The sequence below is a fragment of the Streptomyces sp. DSM 15324 genome, from assembly GCF_001514285.1.
In the GTDB taxonomy this organism is placed as follows: Bacteria; Actinomycetota; Actinomycetes; order Streptomycetales; family Streptomycetaceae; genus Streptomyces.
This window is the reverse complement of sequence record NZ_KQ949051.1, coordinates 1-15597: the sequence shown is the minus strand read 5'-3', so window position 1 is coordinate 15597 and position 15597 is coordinate 1. Positions and strand designations below refer to the sequence as shown.

General features: G+C 74.3%; 11 protein-coding genes and 1 pseudogene. 8 read left to right on the top strand and 4 right to left on the bottom strand.

Annotated elements, in window-relative coordinates:
- Together AQJ58_RS39995 and pcaD are read left to right on the top strand one after the other, a co-directional pair.
- The coding region (locus tag AQJ58_RS39995; protein WP_267892130.1) for a lyase family protein at positions 1-614 on the top strand (614 nt) is incomplete at its 5' end.
- On the top strand, positions 611-1726 hold the full coding sequence (gene pcaD / locus AQJ58_RS39990; protein WP_067259550.1) for a bifunctional 3-oxoadipate enol-lactonase/4-carboxymuconolactone decarboxylase PcaDC: 1116 nt from the start codon (positions 611-613) through the stop codon (positions 1724-1726). The genes AQJ58_RS39995 and pcaD, both read left to right, overlap by 4 nt.
- A 309-nt stretch (positions 1727-2035) precedes the next feature.
- Here the strand turns inward: pcaD and AQJ58_RS39985 are convergent.
- Positions 2036-4712 (bottom strand): annotated as a pseudogene (locus AQJ58_RS39985) (ATP-binding protein).
- A 287-nt stretch (positions 4713-4999) separates the two neighbouring features.
- Between AQJ58_RS39985 and AQJ58_RS39980 the strand changes: the two are divergent.
- Positions 5000-6001, top strand: a complete 1002-nt coding sequence (locus AQJ58_RS39980) for a DUF2510 domain-containing protein (RefSeq protein WP_067259548.1) — start codon at positions 5000-5002, stop codon at positions 5999-6001.
- Positions 6002-6115: 114 nt separating this feature from the next.
- Here the strand turns inward: AQJ58_RS39980 and AQJ58_RS39975 are convergent, their stop codons facing one another.
- Positions 6116-6769, bottom strand: coding sequence for a TetR/AcrR family transcriptional regulator (locus AQJ58_RS39975; RefSeq protein ID WP_067259546.1), 654 nt, complete (start codon positions 6767-6769; stop codon positions 6116-6118).
- A 169-nt stretch (positions 6770-6938) separates the two neighbouring features.
- Here AQJ58_RS39975 and AQJ58_RS39970 point away from each other — a divergent pair, with 169 nt between their 5' ends.
- Positions 6939-7742, top strand: a complete 804-nt coding sequence (locus AQJ58_RS39970; protein ID WP_067259544.1) for a phosphatase PAP2 family protein — start codon at positions 6939-6941, stop codon at positions 7740-7742.
- Positions 7739-8686, top strand: coding sequence for a DMT family protein (locus tag AQJ58_RS39965; RefSeq protein ID WP_067259543.1), 948 nt, complete (start codon positions 7739-7741; stop codon positions 8684-8686). Before AQJ58_RS39970 ends, AQJ58_RS39965 begins: the two co-directional genes overlap by 4 nt.
- Positions 8687-8693: 7 nt before the next feature.
- Here the strand turns inward: AQJ58_RS39965 and AQJ58_RS39960 are convergent, their stop codons facing one another.
- On the bottom strand, positions 8694-9515 hold the full coding sequence (locus AQJ58_RS39960; RefSeq protein WP_067259541.1) for an LURP-one-related family protein: 822 nt from the start codon (positions 9513-9515) through the stop codon (positions 8694-8696).
- A gap of 62 nt (positions 9516-9577) precedes the next feature.
- The gene (locus AQJ58_RS39955) at positions 9578-11623 is read right to left on the bottom strand and encodes a phosphocholine-specific phospholipase C (RefSeq protein WP_067259539.1); all 2046 of its coding nucleotides are present in this window, start codon (positions 11621-11623) and stop codon (positions 9578-9580) included.
- A 685-nt stretch (positions 11624-12308) separates the two neighbouring features.
- On the opposite strand from AQJ58_RS39955, the gene pelF reads away from it, so the two are divergent.
- The 3 genes from pelF to AQJ58_RS39940 form a co-directional block, all read left to right on the top strand.
- The gene (gene pelF / locus AQJ58_RS39950; protein WP_067259537.1) at positions 12309-13817 is read left to right on the top strand and encodes a GT4 family glycosyltransferase PelF; all 1509 of its coding nucleotides are present in this window, start codon (positions 12309-12311) and stop codon (positions 13815-13817) included.
- Complete coding sequence (locus AQJ58_RS39945) at positions 13814-15241, top strand: hypothetical protein (RefSeq protein ID WP_067259536.1); 1428 nt, start codon at positions 13814-13816, stop codon at positions 15239-15241. Before pelF ends, AQJ58_RS39945 begins: the two co-directional genes overlap by 4 nt.
- 112 nt (positions 15242-15353) lie before the next feature.
- Positions 15354-15597: GDP-mannose 4,6-dehydratase (locus AQJ58_RS39940; protein WP_159056419.1), on the top strand; the 244-nt coding region annotated here is incomplete at its 3' end.

Sequence of the window (15597 nt, the reverse complement as noted above, 5' to 3'; positions counted from 1 at the left end):
ACCTGGCCGGCTGTCTCGCCTTCTCCGCGGGCGCCCTGGGCAAGGTCGCCGCGGACGTCCTCACCCTCGCCCGCACCGAGATCGCCGAGCTGGCCGAGGGCAGCGGGGGCGGCTCCTCCGCCATGCCGCACAAGGCGAACCCGGTGCGCTCGACGCTGATCGCGGCCGCCGCCCTGCGCGCACCGCAGCTCGCGGCCGTGCTGTTCGGGGCGCTGACCGCCCCGGACGAGCGGCCGGCCGGGTCCTGGCACGCCGAGTGGGAGCCGCTGCGGGACCTGCTGCGGCTGGTCGGCGGCGCCGCCCGGGACGCGGCCGAGCTGACCGAGGGCCTGCGGGTGCGTCCCGAGGCGATGCGCGCCGATCTGGACCTCACCCACGGACTGATCGTCTCCGAGCGGCTGTCCGCCGAGCTGTCGGCGGTGCTGGGCCGGGCCCGGGCCAAGGAGCTGCTCACCGCGCTCGCCCCGCGCACCTACACCGAGGGCCGCCCGCTCGCCGAACTCCTCGCCGAGGAGCCCGACGTGAAGGACATCGACCTCGGCGACCTCACCGACCCCGCCCGCTACACCGGCTCCGCCGGTGCCCTCACCGACCGTGCGCTGGAGCGACGTTGACCGAGGAACTGCTCAACCACCGTGCCGAGGGCCCTGCTTCCGCGCCCGCGCTGCTGCTCGGCCCCTCCCTGGGCACCTCGTACGCCCTGTGGGACAAGGTCGCGCCCGAGCTGTCCGCCACCCACCGGGTGATCCGCTACGACCTGCCCGGGCACGGCGGTTCCCCCGCCTCCCTGATCGGCCCGGGAGCCACCGTCGGCGACCTCGCCGCGCTGGTGCTCGCGCTCGCCGACTCGCTCGGCCTGGAGCGGTTCGCCTACGCGGGCGTGTCCCTGGGCGGGGCGGTGGGTCTGCACCTCGCGCTGCACCACCCCGAGCGGGTGTCGAAGCTCGCGGTGATCTGCTCCTCGGCCCACTTCAACGGCAGCAGGCTGTGGCAGGAGCGGGCCGCGCAGGTGCGCGCCGAGGGGCTGGAGAAGCTCGCCGCGGGCGCCGACGCCCGCTGGTTCACCCCCGGGTTCACCGTGCCGGAGCTGGTCGCCGACCATCGCGCGGCCGACCCCGGGGGCTATGCCGCCTGCTGTGACGCGCTGGCCGCGTTCGACCTGCGGGAGCGGCTCGCGGAGATCGACGTGCCGACCCTGGCGATCGCGGGGCGCCAGGATCCGGCGACCCCGCCCGCGCATCTGCGGGAGATCGCGGACGCGGTGCCGGACGCGGCGCTCGTGGAGATCCCGGGCGCCTCGCACCTGGCGCCCGCCGAGCGGCCCGAGGCGGTGCTGACCGCGCTGCGGGGCCACTTCGACGGCGGGGCCAGGCGGGGCATGGAGGTGCGGCGCCAGGTGCTGGGCGACGCCCATGTGGACCGGGCGCAGGCCCGGCAGTCGCCGTTCACCGCCCGGTACCAGGACTTCATCTCGCGCTACGCGTGGGGCGAGATCTGGACCGACCCCACGCTCAGCCGCCGGGAACGCAGCATGATCACGCTGACCGCGCTGGTCGCGCACGGCCACTACGACGAGCTGGCCATGCATGTGCGGGCCGCGCGGCGCAACGGGCTGACGCCGGACGAGATCGGGGCCGTGCTGCTGCAGACGGCCGTGTACTGCGGGGTCCCGGCGGCGAACTCGGCGTTCGCGACGGCACAGCGGGTGCTGGAGGAGGAGGACTGACCCCGGCGGGGCCCCGCCCGGCCCCCCACGCACCGGCATGCACCGGCCCCGACCCGCACCGGCACCCTCACGCCGCCCCGGACCCGCGCCTCACCCGGCCGTGGACCCGCACCCGGACCTGCACCCGGCCCGGGACCCGGACCCTCGCCCCACCCGGCCCTGGCCCGGACCCGCACCTCACCCCGGCCGTGAACCCGCACCCAGCCCGGGATCCGGACCTGCACCCGGCCCGGGCCCCGGACCCTCGCCCCACCCGGCCCTGGACCCTCACCCGGCCCAGGGCCGGCCCCGGACCCGCACCGGAACGGCTCAGCCCGTCCGCAACGCCCTCTCCGCCTGCTCCACCAGCCCGTCCGCCCCGCAGGTCCGTGCCAAGGACAGCCCGCGGTTCAGCTCGGACACCGACCGCGACAGAACGCCGTACTCGATCCGCGCGGCCGCATGCTCGTACTGGCTCGGTGAGGACTCCAGCAGCGTGACGGCCTGGTGGGCGAGCCGGACCGCCCGCTGACCGGTCTCCAGCGCGGCGGCGCACCGCAGCGCCTCCCCGATCGCGGTGTCGGTGCCGAACCGCTCCGCCCGGCGGCGGACGTCCGCGGCGAGCAGCGCCGCACGGGCCGGGTCGGCGGTGGCGAGGGCCCGGGCGAGGTCGGCCGCCCAGGGGACCATCACCGGGTTGAGGTGGCCGCGGACGGCCGCCGCCTTCTCGGCCTCCTCCAGCTCGTTGATCCCCTCGGCGGTGCGGCCCACGGCGAGCAGCAGCCGGCCGCGCACCGAGCGCGGGTCGGGCAGCACGATCGTGGACGGGTAGGGCGGGGCGAAGCCGCACTCCTCGGCGACCTCCCACGCCTCCTGGACATGGCCGCGGCAGAGCAGCACATCGACCAGGTTGCAGGTGGCCGACCAGTACAGCGGCAGTCCGCGGCCGACGCGCTCGGCGAGCCGGAGGGACTTGCGCAGGGACTCCTCGGCCTCCTTCAGCCTGCCGCGGCGGCGCAGACCGAGTCCGAGGTAGGCGTGCGCGAGGGCGAGATGGCCGCCGCTCCAGCCGGCCGACTCGTAGGTGCGCAGGGCCTCGTTGAAGAAGGTGTCGGCGCGGTCGAGCCGGTCGGTGTAGGCGTAGGAGCTGGACAGCATCATCAGCAGTTCGATGCCCCAGACCTGGTCGGTCCAGCCGAGGCCCGGGGCGAGACCGCCGTTGACCAGGGCGCGGTCGCAGTACTCGACGACCTCCTCCGCGTTCTCCCCGCGGGTCACCGCGTCGAAGCCGCGCAGGATGAGCAGGGCCCGCTCGGCGTTGTCGCGGCCGGTGCAGGTGGCGGCGAGGGCGGCGAGCTGCTCGGAGCGGTTCGGGGAGATCGCCTCGCCCGCGTGCACGCACTCCCACATGAACTGCACCGCCTGGAGCCGCATCTTCGCCGGGCCCGGGTCGAGCCGGTTCGCCTCCGCCTCGACCGTGCGGACGGCCTCCTCCATCTGGTCGTTGTGCAGCAGGGCCTGGGAGAGGCGGTAGACGGCGTCGATCCGCAGGTCGCCCTCCAGACCGGGCAGGGCGAGCGCGGTGCGCAGGTGCTCGACGGTGCGGGCCGGCGCGGTGAGGAGGGTGGCGCAGCCGAGGTCGTACAGCACGTGCGCGTGGACGTCCGGGTCGGGTGGTTCGGCGAGCGCGCGCTCCAGACAGCGGCGGGCCGCGTCCGGGGCACCGACCGCGAGGTGTTCGCCGGCCGCTCCGCGGAGCTGCTCGACGAGTTCCTGGTCGCCCTCGGGGTGGACCTGGATGAGGTGCCGGGAGGCGGCCGCGAGTCCCTTGCCGGCCTCGGTGACGATCTTGGCGGCGATGCCGTGCATCGCGGTGCGCAGGCTGGCGGGGATGCTGTCGTAGACGGCCGTGGCGATGAGCGGGTGGACGAACTCCAGGTCGCCCTCGGCGGCGGGCAGGGCGGCCGGGTCGGGTTCGGTGAGGATACGGGCGGTGCGCAGCAGTTCGGCGCAGCGCACCGCGGTGTCGCGGCCCATGACGGCGAGCCGGGACGCCTCGTCGATGGAGATGCCGACGCCGCCGAGGATGGCGGCCGCCATGGCGAACCGGGTGGCCTCGACGCCCAGTTCCTCGAGGCGGTCGACGAGTCCGCCGCCGCGGGCCGCCCGGTTCAGGGGCCGCAGTTCCGCGGCCGAGGCCTCGGTCGGTTCCAGGCCCTTGTCCCTGACCTTGGCGAGGAGTTCGACGGTGTCGTAGGGGTTGCCGTCGGTGACGGCCCACACCTCGCGGCAGAACGCGGCGTCCGCGTGCTCGCCGAGGGTGGCGCGGGTCAGTCCGGCGACGGAGGCCGGGGTGAGGGTGGTGATGCTGGTGACGCGGGGGGCCGGCGGCCTCGCCGATCGTGTCGAGGTAGCGGCCCCGGTCGCCGCCCACCTCGTCGGGCCTGCGGGCGACGACGACCAGGACGGAGAGGCGGTCGAGGCGTTCGGTGAAGGCCGCGAGCCACCGCAGGGTCTCCAGATCGGCCCAGTGCGCGTCGTCGATCAGCAGGACGAGGGGGTAGCAGCGCGTGGCGAGCCGGCTGACGGCGGCCACGAGTCCGTCGCACACGTGCTGCGGGTCGGCCGGGGTGTCGCCGGGTTCGGCCACGCCGAGCGCGGGGCCCGCGATGTCGTACCAGTCGCCGAGGTACTCGCGGGCTTCCTCGGGCAGCAGGGACAGCAGCGCGGGCTGGAGCAGCTGCCGTACGACGTTGAAGGGGACGGACCTGAGCGTCTCGCCGCCGCGGGCCGACCAGATCGCGCAGCCGCGGTCCTCGGCGATACGGCGGGTCTCGGCCAGCAACGCGGTCTTCCCGACCCCGGCCTCGCCCCGGAGCACCAGCAGGTGGCCCGAGGAGGACCGGTCGGCGCAGAGCGCGTCCACCGCCCGCGCGATCGCGGCGATCTCCTCGTCGCGCTCCCACAGGGAAGCCGAGGCGGCTCCCGCCGGCCGTGCCTCCGTCATCCCGCTGCCTCCCCGAGTATCGCCCGGACGACGTACAGAACTTGAGCGTAGCCGTCCGGAGGGCGCCGTGGAGGCAGTCCGCGCAGGTCTTGCCTCCACGAGTGACACGACGGACCCCGGCCCGGCCGGACGGGCCTGCGGTGCGGACCCCGGAACGTCAACGCCGTTCGACGTACCCCGATTTGACGTCGAATTCACGCCAACCGCGGCGCCGGCCGGTGCGGGCCCGGGTGACGGATTCCCCTCCCTCTCATCCGCCTTTCACCGATGCCTCATACGGTTAGGGCATGACGCAGGTGACTCCTCCCGGGTGGTACCCCGACCCGGGGCAGACGAATGACGGTCCCGCCACCGAGCGCTGGTGGGACGGCAAGGCGTGGACGGACCAGACCCGCCCCGCGGGCTCGGCCGCCGCATGGGGTCCGCCGGCGCAGGCGCCGACCGACGGCGCGTATGCGGCGTATCCGGCCTATCCGGTGTACCCGGCACCGCCGGAGGGCACGGGCGCGCGGCACGGGCTGCGCACGGGCATAGCCGTCGCGGCGGCGGTCGCGGTCCTCGCCAGCATCGGGGTGGGCGTGTACGCGCTGTCCAAGGGCGACGGCGGCAGCGGTGGCGGTGGCGGTACGGCGCAGGGGCCGGGCGGACCGGGCGGGCCCGGCGGGTCGGGCGGCGGCCCCGGCGGCCCCGGCGGCTCGGGCGGCTCGGGCGGTTCCGGCGGGGACTCGCCGTCACCGCGCGAGTCGGAGGCGCCGAAGATCAGGAGCGGGTCGGTGACCGACGCGCTCAACGGGATCAGCATCCCGATCCCGAACGGCTGGTACGGGCAGGAGGGCAGCTCCGGCGCGGCCGTGACGTCCGATTCCACGTACAAGTGCCCGGGCGACACCTCCAAGTCCTGCACCAAGGGCGGTGTGTACTCCTCACCGGTGGAGCTGCTGGGCACCAAGGGGGACACCGCCGAGGAGGTCGCCAAGGCGGACATCGCCGAGAACGCGGAGCAGTCGTACGGCGGGGACACCTACGGGGCGATCACCTCGCACCAGGTGCTCGCCTCCACGGCGGTGACCGTCGCCGGGCAGAAGGGCTATCTGGTGCGCTGGAAGGCGGTCACCAGCAAGGGCGCCGACGGGTACGTGGAGTCGCTGGCGTTCCCCTCGCCGTCGGACGCCAAGCGACTGGTGGTACTGCGGTTCGGCCTGGACGCCGACCAGAGCGTGTCCGTCATCGACACGATCACGAAGGGCATCAAGGTCGCGTCCGGCGGTGGCAGCGGCACCGACGTCTGAGGCCCGCGTGATCGGCCGGGCGGGGCGCCCCTCCGCTCAAGGGGAGCCCCGCCCGGCCGGGGGGTGCGCGCCGCCCCCGTCCCCACGGTGCGGCGCGAGCAGGTCACCGTCCGGTCATCCCGTGGACGGCGGCCTGGGTCCTGGCGGCGACGGGCTGTCGAGCCCGAGCGCGGGCAGTACGGCGACCTCCACGAACCGGACCAGGTAGTCCGGGTCGGCGTACTCCCCGTCGACCACGGGCCGGGCGCGGACGACGCCCAACATCTGTGCGGGAATGTACTCCAGGGCGGGGTGGCCGGCGGGGATCTCCCCCCGCTCGACGCCGCGCCGCAGGATCGTCCGCAGCGCGTCGATCTCCGGGTCGATCAGCGCCTCGCGCAGCGCCCGCGCGAGGTCCTCGTCGCCGTGCACCGCGTGGCCGAGGGCCTGGAGCAGAGTGCCGTCGTACGACGACCAGCGGCCGGTGGACCGCGCCGCCTCGCACAGGTCGCCGGCGAGGGAGCCGGTGTCGATGCCGGCCAGCCGCCCGGTCCGGCGGGACCGCAGCGCGGCCACGACGAACTGAGGCTTGGTCTTCCACTGGCGGTAGAGCGTGGACTTGCTGCACCGCGTGGTGGCGGCGACGCCCTCCATGGTGACCGCTTCGTATCCGCAGGCGCGGATCTGTTCGAGGACGGCGTCGAAGAACTCCTTCTCACGCTCAGGCGTGATCTTGGAGCGGCGCGTTGCGGCGACCGGCTCCGGTCCCTCCGCGGCCTGCGACGTCATCGCCTCTGCCTCTCTTTCTCTCGCTGTCTTTCTCGCTGTGCTTCCAGTGTGTCGTATCTCAATCGATACGCAAGTGTACCGGTACTCACTCGTATCGGTACAGTACCGTATCGGTACGACGCCGTATCGATCGATCAGACGCACCACCGTCCAGTGAAGGGGCCGGGGGATGAATGCCCGCACCGAGCCTGAAACAGCGGAGCCGGTCCAGCCGGCCCGGCCGCCGATAGTCAGGGAGCTCCTGCTCGTCGCAGGGCTCTTCCTCGTTTACAAGGTGGGGCGGCAGCTGGCCACGGGCCACACCGCCGAGGCCTTCCGCAACGCCGCTGACGTGTGGCACGCCGAACGCCGGCTGCACCTGCCGGGCGAGGGCGCGGTGCAGTCCCTGCTGCTGCACGGGGACGTCCTGGTCCGGGTCGCGAACACCTACTACGCGACCGTGCACTTCCCGGCCACGCTGGCCTTCCTGGTCTGGCTCTACCTGCGGCGCCCGGCGCACTACGTGTGGGCCCGGCGGGTGCTGGCCGCCGTCACCGCGGCCGCCCTCGTGCTGCACCTGACGTTCCCCCTCGCCCCGCCCCGGATGCTCGCGGCGGCGGGCCTGACCGACACCGCGCGCGTCTACGGCCCCTCGGTGTACGGACCGCCGCGGACGGACCAGTTGTCGAACCAGTTCGCGGCGATGCCCTCACTGCACTTCGGCTGGGCCCTGATGGTCGCGGTCGGGCTGATCGTGGCGACCCGGTCGCGGTGGCGCTGGCTCTGGCTGCTGCACCCGCTGGTGACGCTGCTGGTGATCGTGGGGACGGCGAACCACTACTGGCTGGACGCGATCGTGGCGGGCGCCCTGCTCGGCGCGGCGCTCGCGGTGATCCGCGTGCCCGTCCGGACGGCGGCCACGACCGGCCGCGGCGGCCCGCGCCCGGTCCGGGCGAAGGCCGGGGACCACGTCCTGGTGGGGGCGGGCCGGTGAACGCCACCCTCGTCGCCGTCGTCCTCTCCCTGTTCTCGGCCGTCGCCTACGCGGCCGCGGCCGTCGCCCAGGAGCGGCTCGCCTCCCGCTCCCCCGGCGCCGGGCTGGTGCGCATGCTGGGCCGGGGCGCCTGGTGGGCGTCGGTGGGGCTCAACGCCGGGGCGGCGCTGCTGCACGTGGTGGCCCTGAAGTACGGCCCGCTGACCGTGGTGCAGCCGCTGGGCGCGCTGACCTTGGTGGCCGCGGTGCCGATGGGCGCCCGGGTCGCCGGACGGCGGGTCACCGCCGCCGAGTGGCGGGGCACCGCCTTCACCCTGGCCGGGCTGGGCGCGATCCTGGTCACGGCCTCGGGCCCGGCCCCGGAGCACGCGCTCAGCGGCTCCGAGGCGGCCCTGGTGGCGGGGGCCACGGCGGCGCTGATCGGTCTGCTGGCCCGGCCCGGCACCCGGCCGGGACTGCGCCACGCGAGCGCGTCCGGCATCGTCTCCGGGGTGGCCTCGGCACTCACCCAGACGGTGACGGTGGCCGCCACCGACCGCTCCGGCCCGCTGCTGAGCGTCCCGGTGATCGGGGTGGCGCTGCTGGTCGCGGCGTTCGCCGCGGCCGGGCTGCTGCTGTCGCAGACCGCCTACCGGGGCGGGCTCGGCGCGCCGCTGGCGATGGTGACGCTGGCCAATCCCGTGGCCGCGGCGGCGATCGGGCTGGTGCTGCTCGGCGAACGGCTCCAGGGCGGGCCGGCCGGGGTGCTGCTCGCGCTGGCGGGGGCGGGGTTCGCCGGATGGGGTGTGGTGCTGCTGGCGCGGGCCACGCCGGAGCCGCTGCCGGTCCACGACGAGGAGCACCCGGTGGCCGCCGTGCTCAAGCTGAAGCCGGAGACGGCCTCCGCCGAGCCGGCCCTGCTGCCCCGGCCCCTGACCGGACCGGAGCACCTCACTCCCCTGTGACCGGGCGTCAGCCGAGCCCGCGGGCGTCCTGCTTGAGCGCGGTGTCGACCGTCAGGGCGGTGGCGACGACCAGGCTCAGCAGCGGGTCGGGCAGCTGGTAGTGGATCTGGAGGACGTAGTTGTCGGCGGTGGTGAACATCGTCTTGGCGAGGCCCTCCCAGGTCTTGGTGATCCGGGCGACCTCGCTGCCGGCGTGGTCGACGATGGCGAAGTTCCACGCCCGCCAGTTCTCCGCCTTGACCGCGCCGATCTGCCGGCCGTCCGCGTTGATGGCGAAGTTGATCTTCCCGAAGACGTTCTGCTGGACGATCTCGCCGACCTGCCGGCCGTCCGGACGCGTCACGACCACACGGGACTTGAATATCTTCGCCGGCCGGGTGAGGAGCAGCACGGGCCGGCCGTGGGCGTCGCGGATCTCCAGCTTGTGGGTGAGGTACTGGTCGATGCTGGCGACGAACCGAATGATCTTGCGCAGGGTGGTCTGGCCGACCTGGACGACCGAGCCGAGCTGGTTGCCCTGCTGGTCCATGACCTTGTACTCGTTGGTCAGCTCGATGAGCTTGGCCTTCTGATTCACCACCAGGACCGGCTCGCTGAACAGCGTGCCGCCGCCGGGGCCGCTCGGGGCGACCCCGGCCTGCTGCTGCACCTGGCGCTGGACGCGCGGGTCGGGCCCGCTCTGCTGGGCCGGGACGGCCGGCGCGGGCTTGCCCTGCTGGTCGGCGTGCGTGTGCTCGGTCCACTGGGTGCCGTCCCAGTAGCGCAGCGTCTGGGCCGCACCGTGCGGATCCGGGTACCAGCCTGCAGGTGTGTTCGAATGCGTGGTCACCGGGGCACATTACCGCGAGCCCACCGACACCTGACCAGACCCGCCCGCTCCGTGACGCTCCCCTACTCCGTGACGATCGCCGGGTCGCTGACGCCGGGGTGTCCGTTCTCGACATGACCGGCGAACCGCCGTACGAAGTCCGCGTCGCCGTCGGCGGTGACCGTGACGTCGTACCAGCGCCGGCTCCGCGTCAGGTCGACGCGGTGGCGGACCAGGGCGCCGGGGCGCACCCGCACGGAGGCGGGGCGGCCGCCGTAGCCGTCGGTGAGCCTCAGCACGGCCGCCTGGGAGGTCTTGTTGGTGAAGGTGAGTTCGAGGCCGTCACCGCTGTGCCGGGCGATCGCCTCCAGCCCGGCCTCCTTGCCCCGGAAGGTGCGCAGGAACCCGTTGGGGCCGTGCACGGTCAGGTCGTAGGAGCCGCCGGAGGCGGCCGGGTTCCAGGTGTCGGAGACGGTCCTGCCCGAGCCGGTGGTGTAACTCCAGGGCCCGTCCGTCCGGTTGCCGGAGGTGACGAGGAAGGCGGCCCCGGCCTTGGCGCCGGAGGCGAAGGTGAGGGTGATCTCCCCGGCCGCGCCGTTCGCCGAACCGTCCACGAACGGGGCGTACTTGAGGGGGCGGGTCGGGCGGTGGCCCCGCTCCTGCTTCGGCAGGGCCGGATGCGCGGGCGGGGTGGGGACGTAGTCCGGGTGGCGGTCGCGGTCCGGCGGCGCGTAGGCGTCGGTGCCGGGCAGGGAGACCGGGCGGGTGTCCTTGCGGCCGAAGTCGAACGCGGAGGTCAGGTCGCCGCAGACGGTGCGCCGCCAGGGGGAGATGTTCGGCTCGTGGACGCCGAAGCGGCGCTCCATGAACCGGATGACCGAGGTGTGGTCGAAGGTCTCGGAGCAGACGTAACCGCCCTTGCTCCAGGGGGAGACGACCAGCATCGGCACCCGCTGGCCGAGGCCGTAGGGGCCGGCGACATGGCCGCTGTCGCCCGTGAACACGTCCGGTCCCGTGTCGACGGTGGACCGGCCCTGGGCGGCGGAGGCGGGCGGGAACGCCGGGACGACGTGGTCGAAGAAGCCGTCGTTCTCGTCGTAGGTGAGGAAGAGGGCCGTCCTCGCCCACACCTCCGGGTTCGAGGTGAGGGCGTCGAGGACCTGGGAGACGTACCAGGCGCCGTAGTTCGCGGGCCAGTTGGGGTGCTCGGTGAAGGCCTCGGGGGCGACGATCCAGGAGATCTGCGGCAGCGTCCCGGCCTTCACGTCCGCCCGGAGCCGGTCGAAGAAGCCCTCACCCCTGCGGGCGTCGGTGCCGGTGCGGGCCTTGTCGTAGAGGGGGTCGCCCGGCTGGGCGTCCTGGTACTGGGTGAAGTAGAGCAGCGAGTTGTCGCCGTAGTTGCCGCGGTAGGCGTCCTGGATCCAGCCCCAGCCGCCCGCCCGGTCGAGGCCGTCGCCGACGTCCTGGTAGATCTTCCAGGAGACGCCCGCCTTCTCCAGCCGCTCCGGGTACGTCGTCCAGTGGTAGCCGGCCTCGTCGTTGCCGAGGACCGGACCGCCGCCCTTGCCGTCGTTGCCGGTGTGACCGGTCCACAGGTAGTAGCGGTTGGGGTCGGTGGAGCCGATGAAGGAGCAGTGGTAGGCGTCGCAGATGGTGAAGGCGTCGGCGAGCGCGTAGTGGAACGGGATGTCCTGGCGGTTGAGGTACGCCATCGTCGTCGCGGACTTGGCGGCGATCCAGCCGTCGTACGTGCCGCCATGGAAGGCGGCGTGGCCGTCGTTCCAGCCGTGCGGGAGGTCCTGGAGGAAGGCCATGCCGAGGTCGTCGGCGTCGGGGTGGAACGGCAGCACGTCCTTGGTCCCGTCGGACTGGTGCCAGACCGGGCTGCCGTTCGCGAGGGTCACCGGGCGCGGGTCGCCGAAGCCGCGGACGCCTCTCAGCGTGCCGAAGTAGTGGTCGAAGGAGCGGTTCTCCTGCATCAGGACGACGATGTGCTCGACATCCTCGATCGACCCCGTGCGGTGGTTCGCGGGCAGCGCCGCGGCACGCTCGATGCTGCCAGAGAGCGCGGTGAACGCGCTGGTGGCGCCCGCGAGTTGGAGGAAGCGGCGCCGGTTGACCTCGGACATGGGTGAGGGACCTCTCGTGCGGAAGGTGTGTCTCACGTGACGGGAATCGAGTGTTCCAAGGGCATCGAACGCGGGGGAAGGGTGCGGTGGCGCCCGCGTGAAAGTCGCCGGTACGCGAGATGTGCAGCCCCTCAAGAGCGCGCCAAGCACAGGCGGTCCGGCGCCGCACTACTCCCTTAGGGTGACCTGATTCCGGCCTGATCCGGACCAACCCTCCCGGTATGGACCACTGGTGGTGCGGCCGGGCCCCGCCGGGGGCCGGCGGCACGCCCCACGCGGCCACGACCAGCACATGAAGCGCTTGCGTCCGCGGCGCCCCACCGACACCCCGGGCGGAAAAACACATGATTCGGTTGTCTTCCCAATCAAGGGATCAAGAGCGCTTTTCCGTCATCTTTCACGGCAAGATCACAAAACCCGCACAGACACCTCACTAAGTTGACGCCGACAGACGCGGAGACGACCGGCCTCGGAGGGGGAGCCGGCGTTCCGCGAGGGGGGTGCGCCGGCTCCGGGGGAGCCGCGCCCGCCCCTGCCCGGGGAGGGGACTTCACCGCATGCAGCGGACCACACGCACCACCACGCCGACGGCCACGCCACCGGACACCCGGGCCCCGGCCCGCTGAACGGCCCACCCACCGACCGGAACACGAACCACCCCACACCTCGGCCGTGGAGCCCACCCATGCACGTTCCCCACGGCGCGCGCCACTCCGGCGCGGCGCGCGTCACCCTGCTCACCGAAGGCACCTACCCGCACAGTCATGGCGGCGTCAGCGTCTGGTGCGACCAGCTCGTCCAGGGCATGCCCGACCTCGACTTCGACGTCATCGCCGTCACCGGCACCGGACGCGAGCCGCTCGCCTGGGAGCTGCCCGCCCAGGTCGCGCGGGTGCGGTCCGTCCCCCTGTGGGGCGACCCGCCCGCGGGCCGCCCGCCCCGCGGCCGCGCCCGGAACCGACTGGCCTGCGCCTACGAGGAGTTCCTCGCCGCGCTGCTCGACCCGCGCGCCGAGGGCGGCTTCGGGCCCGCCCTGTACACGATGGCGCGGGCCGCCGCCGACGGCGGGCTCAGCCCCTTCCTGCGCGGCGACCGGGCGATCGCGGTCCTCACCTCGGTGTGGAACCGGCCGGGCCTCGCCGTGCGCGAGGCGGGCCCGACCCTGCACGACGCGCTCACCGCGACCGCGCTGCTGGAGCACGCCCTGCGCCCGCTGGCCGCTCCCGCCCCCGACAAGGGCGTGGCGCACGCCGTCAGCGGCGGAGTGGCCGTCCTGCCGGGCCTCGCCGCACTGGACCGGCACGGCGTGCCCCTGCTGCTGACCGAGCACGGCGTGTACCTGCGCGAGCGGTACCTCGGCCACCGCACCGCGCCCTACCGCTGGCCGGTGAAGGCGGTCGTCCTCGGCTTCTTCCGGCTGCTGGCGGAGGAGACCTACCGGCGGGCCGCGCTGATCACCCCCGGCAACCGCTACAACCGGCTGTGGGAGGAGGAGGGCGGCGCCGCCCCGGAGTCGATCCGCACCGTCTACAACGGCGTGGACCCGGCCGCGTTCCCGGCCGCCGGGCCCGAACCCGAGGACCTCACCCTCAGCTGGGCCGGCCGGGTCGACCCGATCAAGGACCTGGAGACGCTGATCCGGGCCTTCGCCCTGGTCCGCGCCGAACTCCCCGGCTGCCGCCTGCGGCTGTTCGGCGGCACCCCGCGCGGCGGCGAGGCCTACCGCGAGCGGTGCGAGGCGCTCGCCGCCGAGCTGGGGCACGCGGACGCGGTCACCTTCGAGGGCCGGGTCGACGACATCAGGGACGCCTACGCGGCCGGCAACGTCGTGATGCTGTCCAGCATCAGCGAGGGCTTCCCCTTCACCCTGATCGAGGCCATGTCGTGCGGGCGGGCCACCGTCTCCACCGATGTGGGCGGGGTGCGCGAGGCGGTGGGCGACACCGGGCTCGTGGTACCGCCCCGCGACCCCGGGTCGATGGCCTCGGCCGCCCTGCGGCTGCTCGGCGACCCGGAGCGCCGCCGGGCGATGGGCGAGGCGGCGCGGCTGCGGGTGATCGAGCAGTTCACCCTGCGCCGGACCATCGACACCTTCCGCTCTATCTACCTCGAACTGGCCGCGCCGGCCCGGGAACCCGCGGCGATACCCGTGCCGCCCCGGCCGCTCGCGCCGGTCGGCACGGTGGCGGGATGAGCGGGCCGATCTCCCTGGAGCCCGGCGGCCCCGAACGGGACACCCTGGCCCTGCGTCTCGCCGAGACCCGTCCGCCGCGCCGCCGGCCGCACCGGCCCTCCGACGAGACCACGCTCACCCTGCGGCTGCCTCGGCGGGGGCCCGACGAGGAGGCGGTGAGCGAGCTGGCCGCCGAACTCGCCGACCGCATCGGGCCCGCCGTCCACCCCTACGAGGTGGCCGCGCTGCTGGAGGCGGAGGGCCTGCCGGCCGCGCTGATCAAGGAGCGCTACGGCCACCCGGGGCTGTTCTCCCTGGCCGCCGCGCTGTACGAACGGGTCCCGCGCACCTTCCCGGACCCCTCCCCCGCGGCCGACGTATGGCGCCCGGACACCCTTCGCTGTCTGCTGCGCGGCGTGCTGTTCGCCCTGCCGGGGCTCGCCTTCCTGCTCACCCGTCCGCTGTGGAACGCCGCCGACCACGCCCCCGCACTGATCGTCGCGGGCCTGCTCTCCTGGGCCTGGGGGCAGGGGCTCGGTCACCGCGCCCACCTGCGGATGACGGCCGGCCGGCGCGAGGCGGGCCGGACGCTGCTCACGGGCGCGCCCGTCGGCGCCGCCCTCGCCACGGCGGCGGCCGTGCCGTTCGCCGGGAGCGTGCCCGTGCTCCTGGCCGCCGCCGCACAATCGCTGTACCTGGCGGCGGCGGGCGTCCTGCTGGTGCTGGCGCGGGAACGGCTGCTGCTCGCCGCGCTCTCCCCGCTGGTCGCGGGGGCCCTCGTCCTGCCGTGGGCGGAGCCGGGCGAGGCGCTGCGGGCCGGGCTGCCGGCGCTGGCCCTGCTGGGCACGCTGACCGCGACCGCTCTGGCGCTGCGCACGGCCCTCGCCGCGACGACCGCGCCCGCAGCGCCCACCGGAGACCTCCCGCGGCTCAGCTGGTCGGTGCCGTACGGCCTGTTCGGCCTGGCCGCCGGGGTGCTGGTGCTGCTGGAGGGGCGCGAGGAGCCGTACGCGGTGATCGTGCTGACCGTCAGCATGGGGCCCGCGGAGTGGCTGCTGTACCGCTACCGCGGACTGTCGGTGGCGGCCCTGCGCGCCACCGCGACCCCGGCCGCCTTCCTGCTGCGCTCGGCCGGCATCCTCGCCCTCTGTCTGCTCGCCTATCTGCTGCCCCTGGTACCTGCGGCCCTGCTCACCGGGGTGGCGCCGGCCGCGCTGCTGCTCCTGGCGGCCACCCTGTGGACGGCGCTGCTGCTCCAGGCCTTCGGTACCGCCTGGCCGTCTGCCGTCGTCTGTCTCACCGCCGCCGCGGGCGCGGGGGCGGCCGCCCTCCTCGGTCTGCCGCCGGGCCCCGCCGACGCGCTCCGCCTGGCCTGCGCGGGCGCCGCGCTCTGTCTGACGGCGTACGCGCTGTGGCAGCTCGGCCGCCCCGCGCCGCACGCCTGAGCGCCCCACGCCACGGGCCGCACGGCTTCCCACCATGCCCCACGCCCCCCACCGCACGCCTGCTCACCTGCTCACCTGCTCACACTCATAACCAAGCGGAAGGAAACCGGAGTTGACCACCACACCGCTCGCCGCCGTCACCGGAGCCGAGGGATTCATCGGCTCGCACCTCACCGAGGCGCTGGTCGCCTCGGGGCACCGGGTGCGGGCCATGGCCCAGTACAACTCGTTCTCCTCGTACGGCTGGCTGGAGACCCTGCACCCGGACGTCCTCGACCAGGTGGAGATCGTCCTGGGCGACGTCCGGGACCCCGGCTCGGTGCACGGCCTGCTCGAAGGCGCCGACACCGTCTACC

What these genes read in the sequence shown, in the direction of transcription:
- AQJ58_RS39955 (WP_067259539.1), bottom strand. Translation starts at nt 11,623, where the DNA reads ATGTCCGAGGTCAACCGGCGCCGCTTCCTCCAACTCGCGGGCGCCACC.
- AQJ58_RS39980 (WP_067259548.1), top strand. Translation starts at nt 5,000, where the DNA reads ATGACGCAGGTGACTCCTCCCGGGTGGTACCCCGACCCGGGGCAGACG.
- AQJ58_RS39970 (WP_067259544.1), top strand. Translation starts at nt 6,939, where the DNA reads ATGAATGCCCGCACCGAGCCTGAAACAGCGGAGCCGGTCCAGCCGGCC.
- pelF (WP_067259537.1), top strand. Translation starts at nt 12,309, where the DNA reads ATGCACGTTCCCCACGGCGCGCGCCACTCCGGCGCGGCGCGCGTCACC.
- AQJ58_RS39975 (WP_067259546.1), bottom strand. Translation starts at nt 6,769, where the DNA reads ATGACGTCGCAGGCCGCGGAGGGACCGGAGCCGGTCGCCGCAACGCGC.
- AQJ58_RS39945 (WP_067259536.1), top strand. Translation starts at nt 13,814, where the DNA reads ATGAGCGGGCCGATCTCCCTGGAGCCCGGCGGCCCCGAACGGGACACC.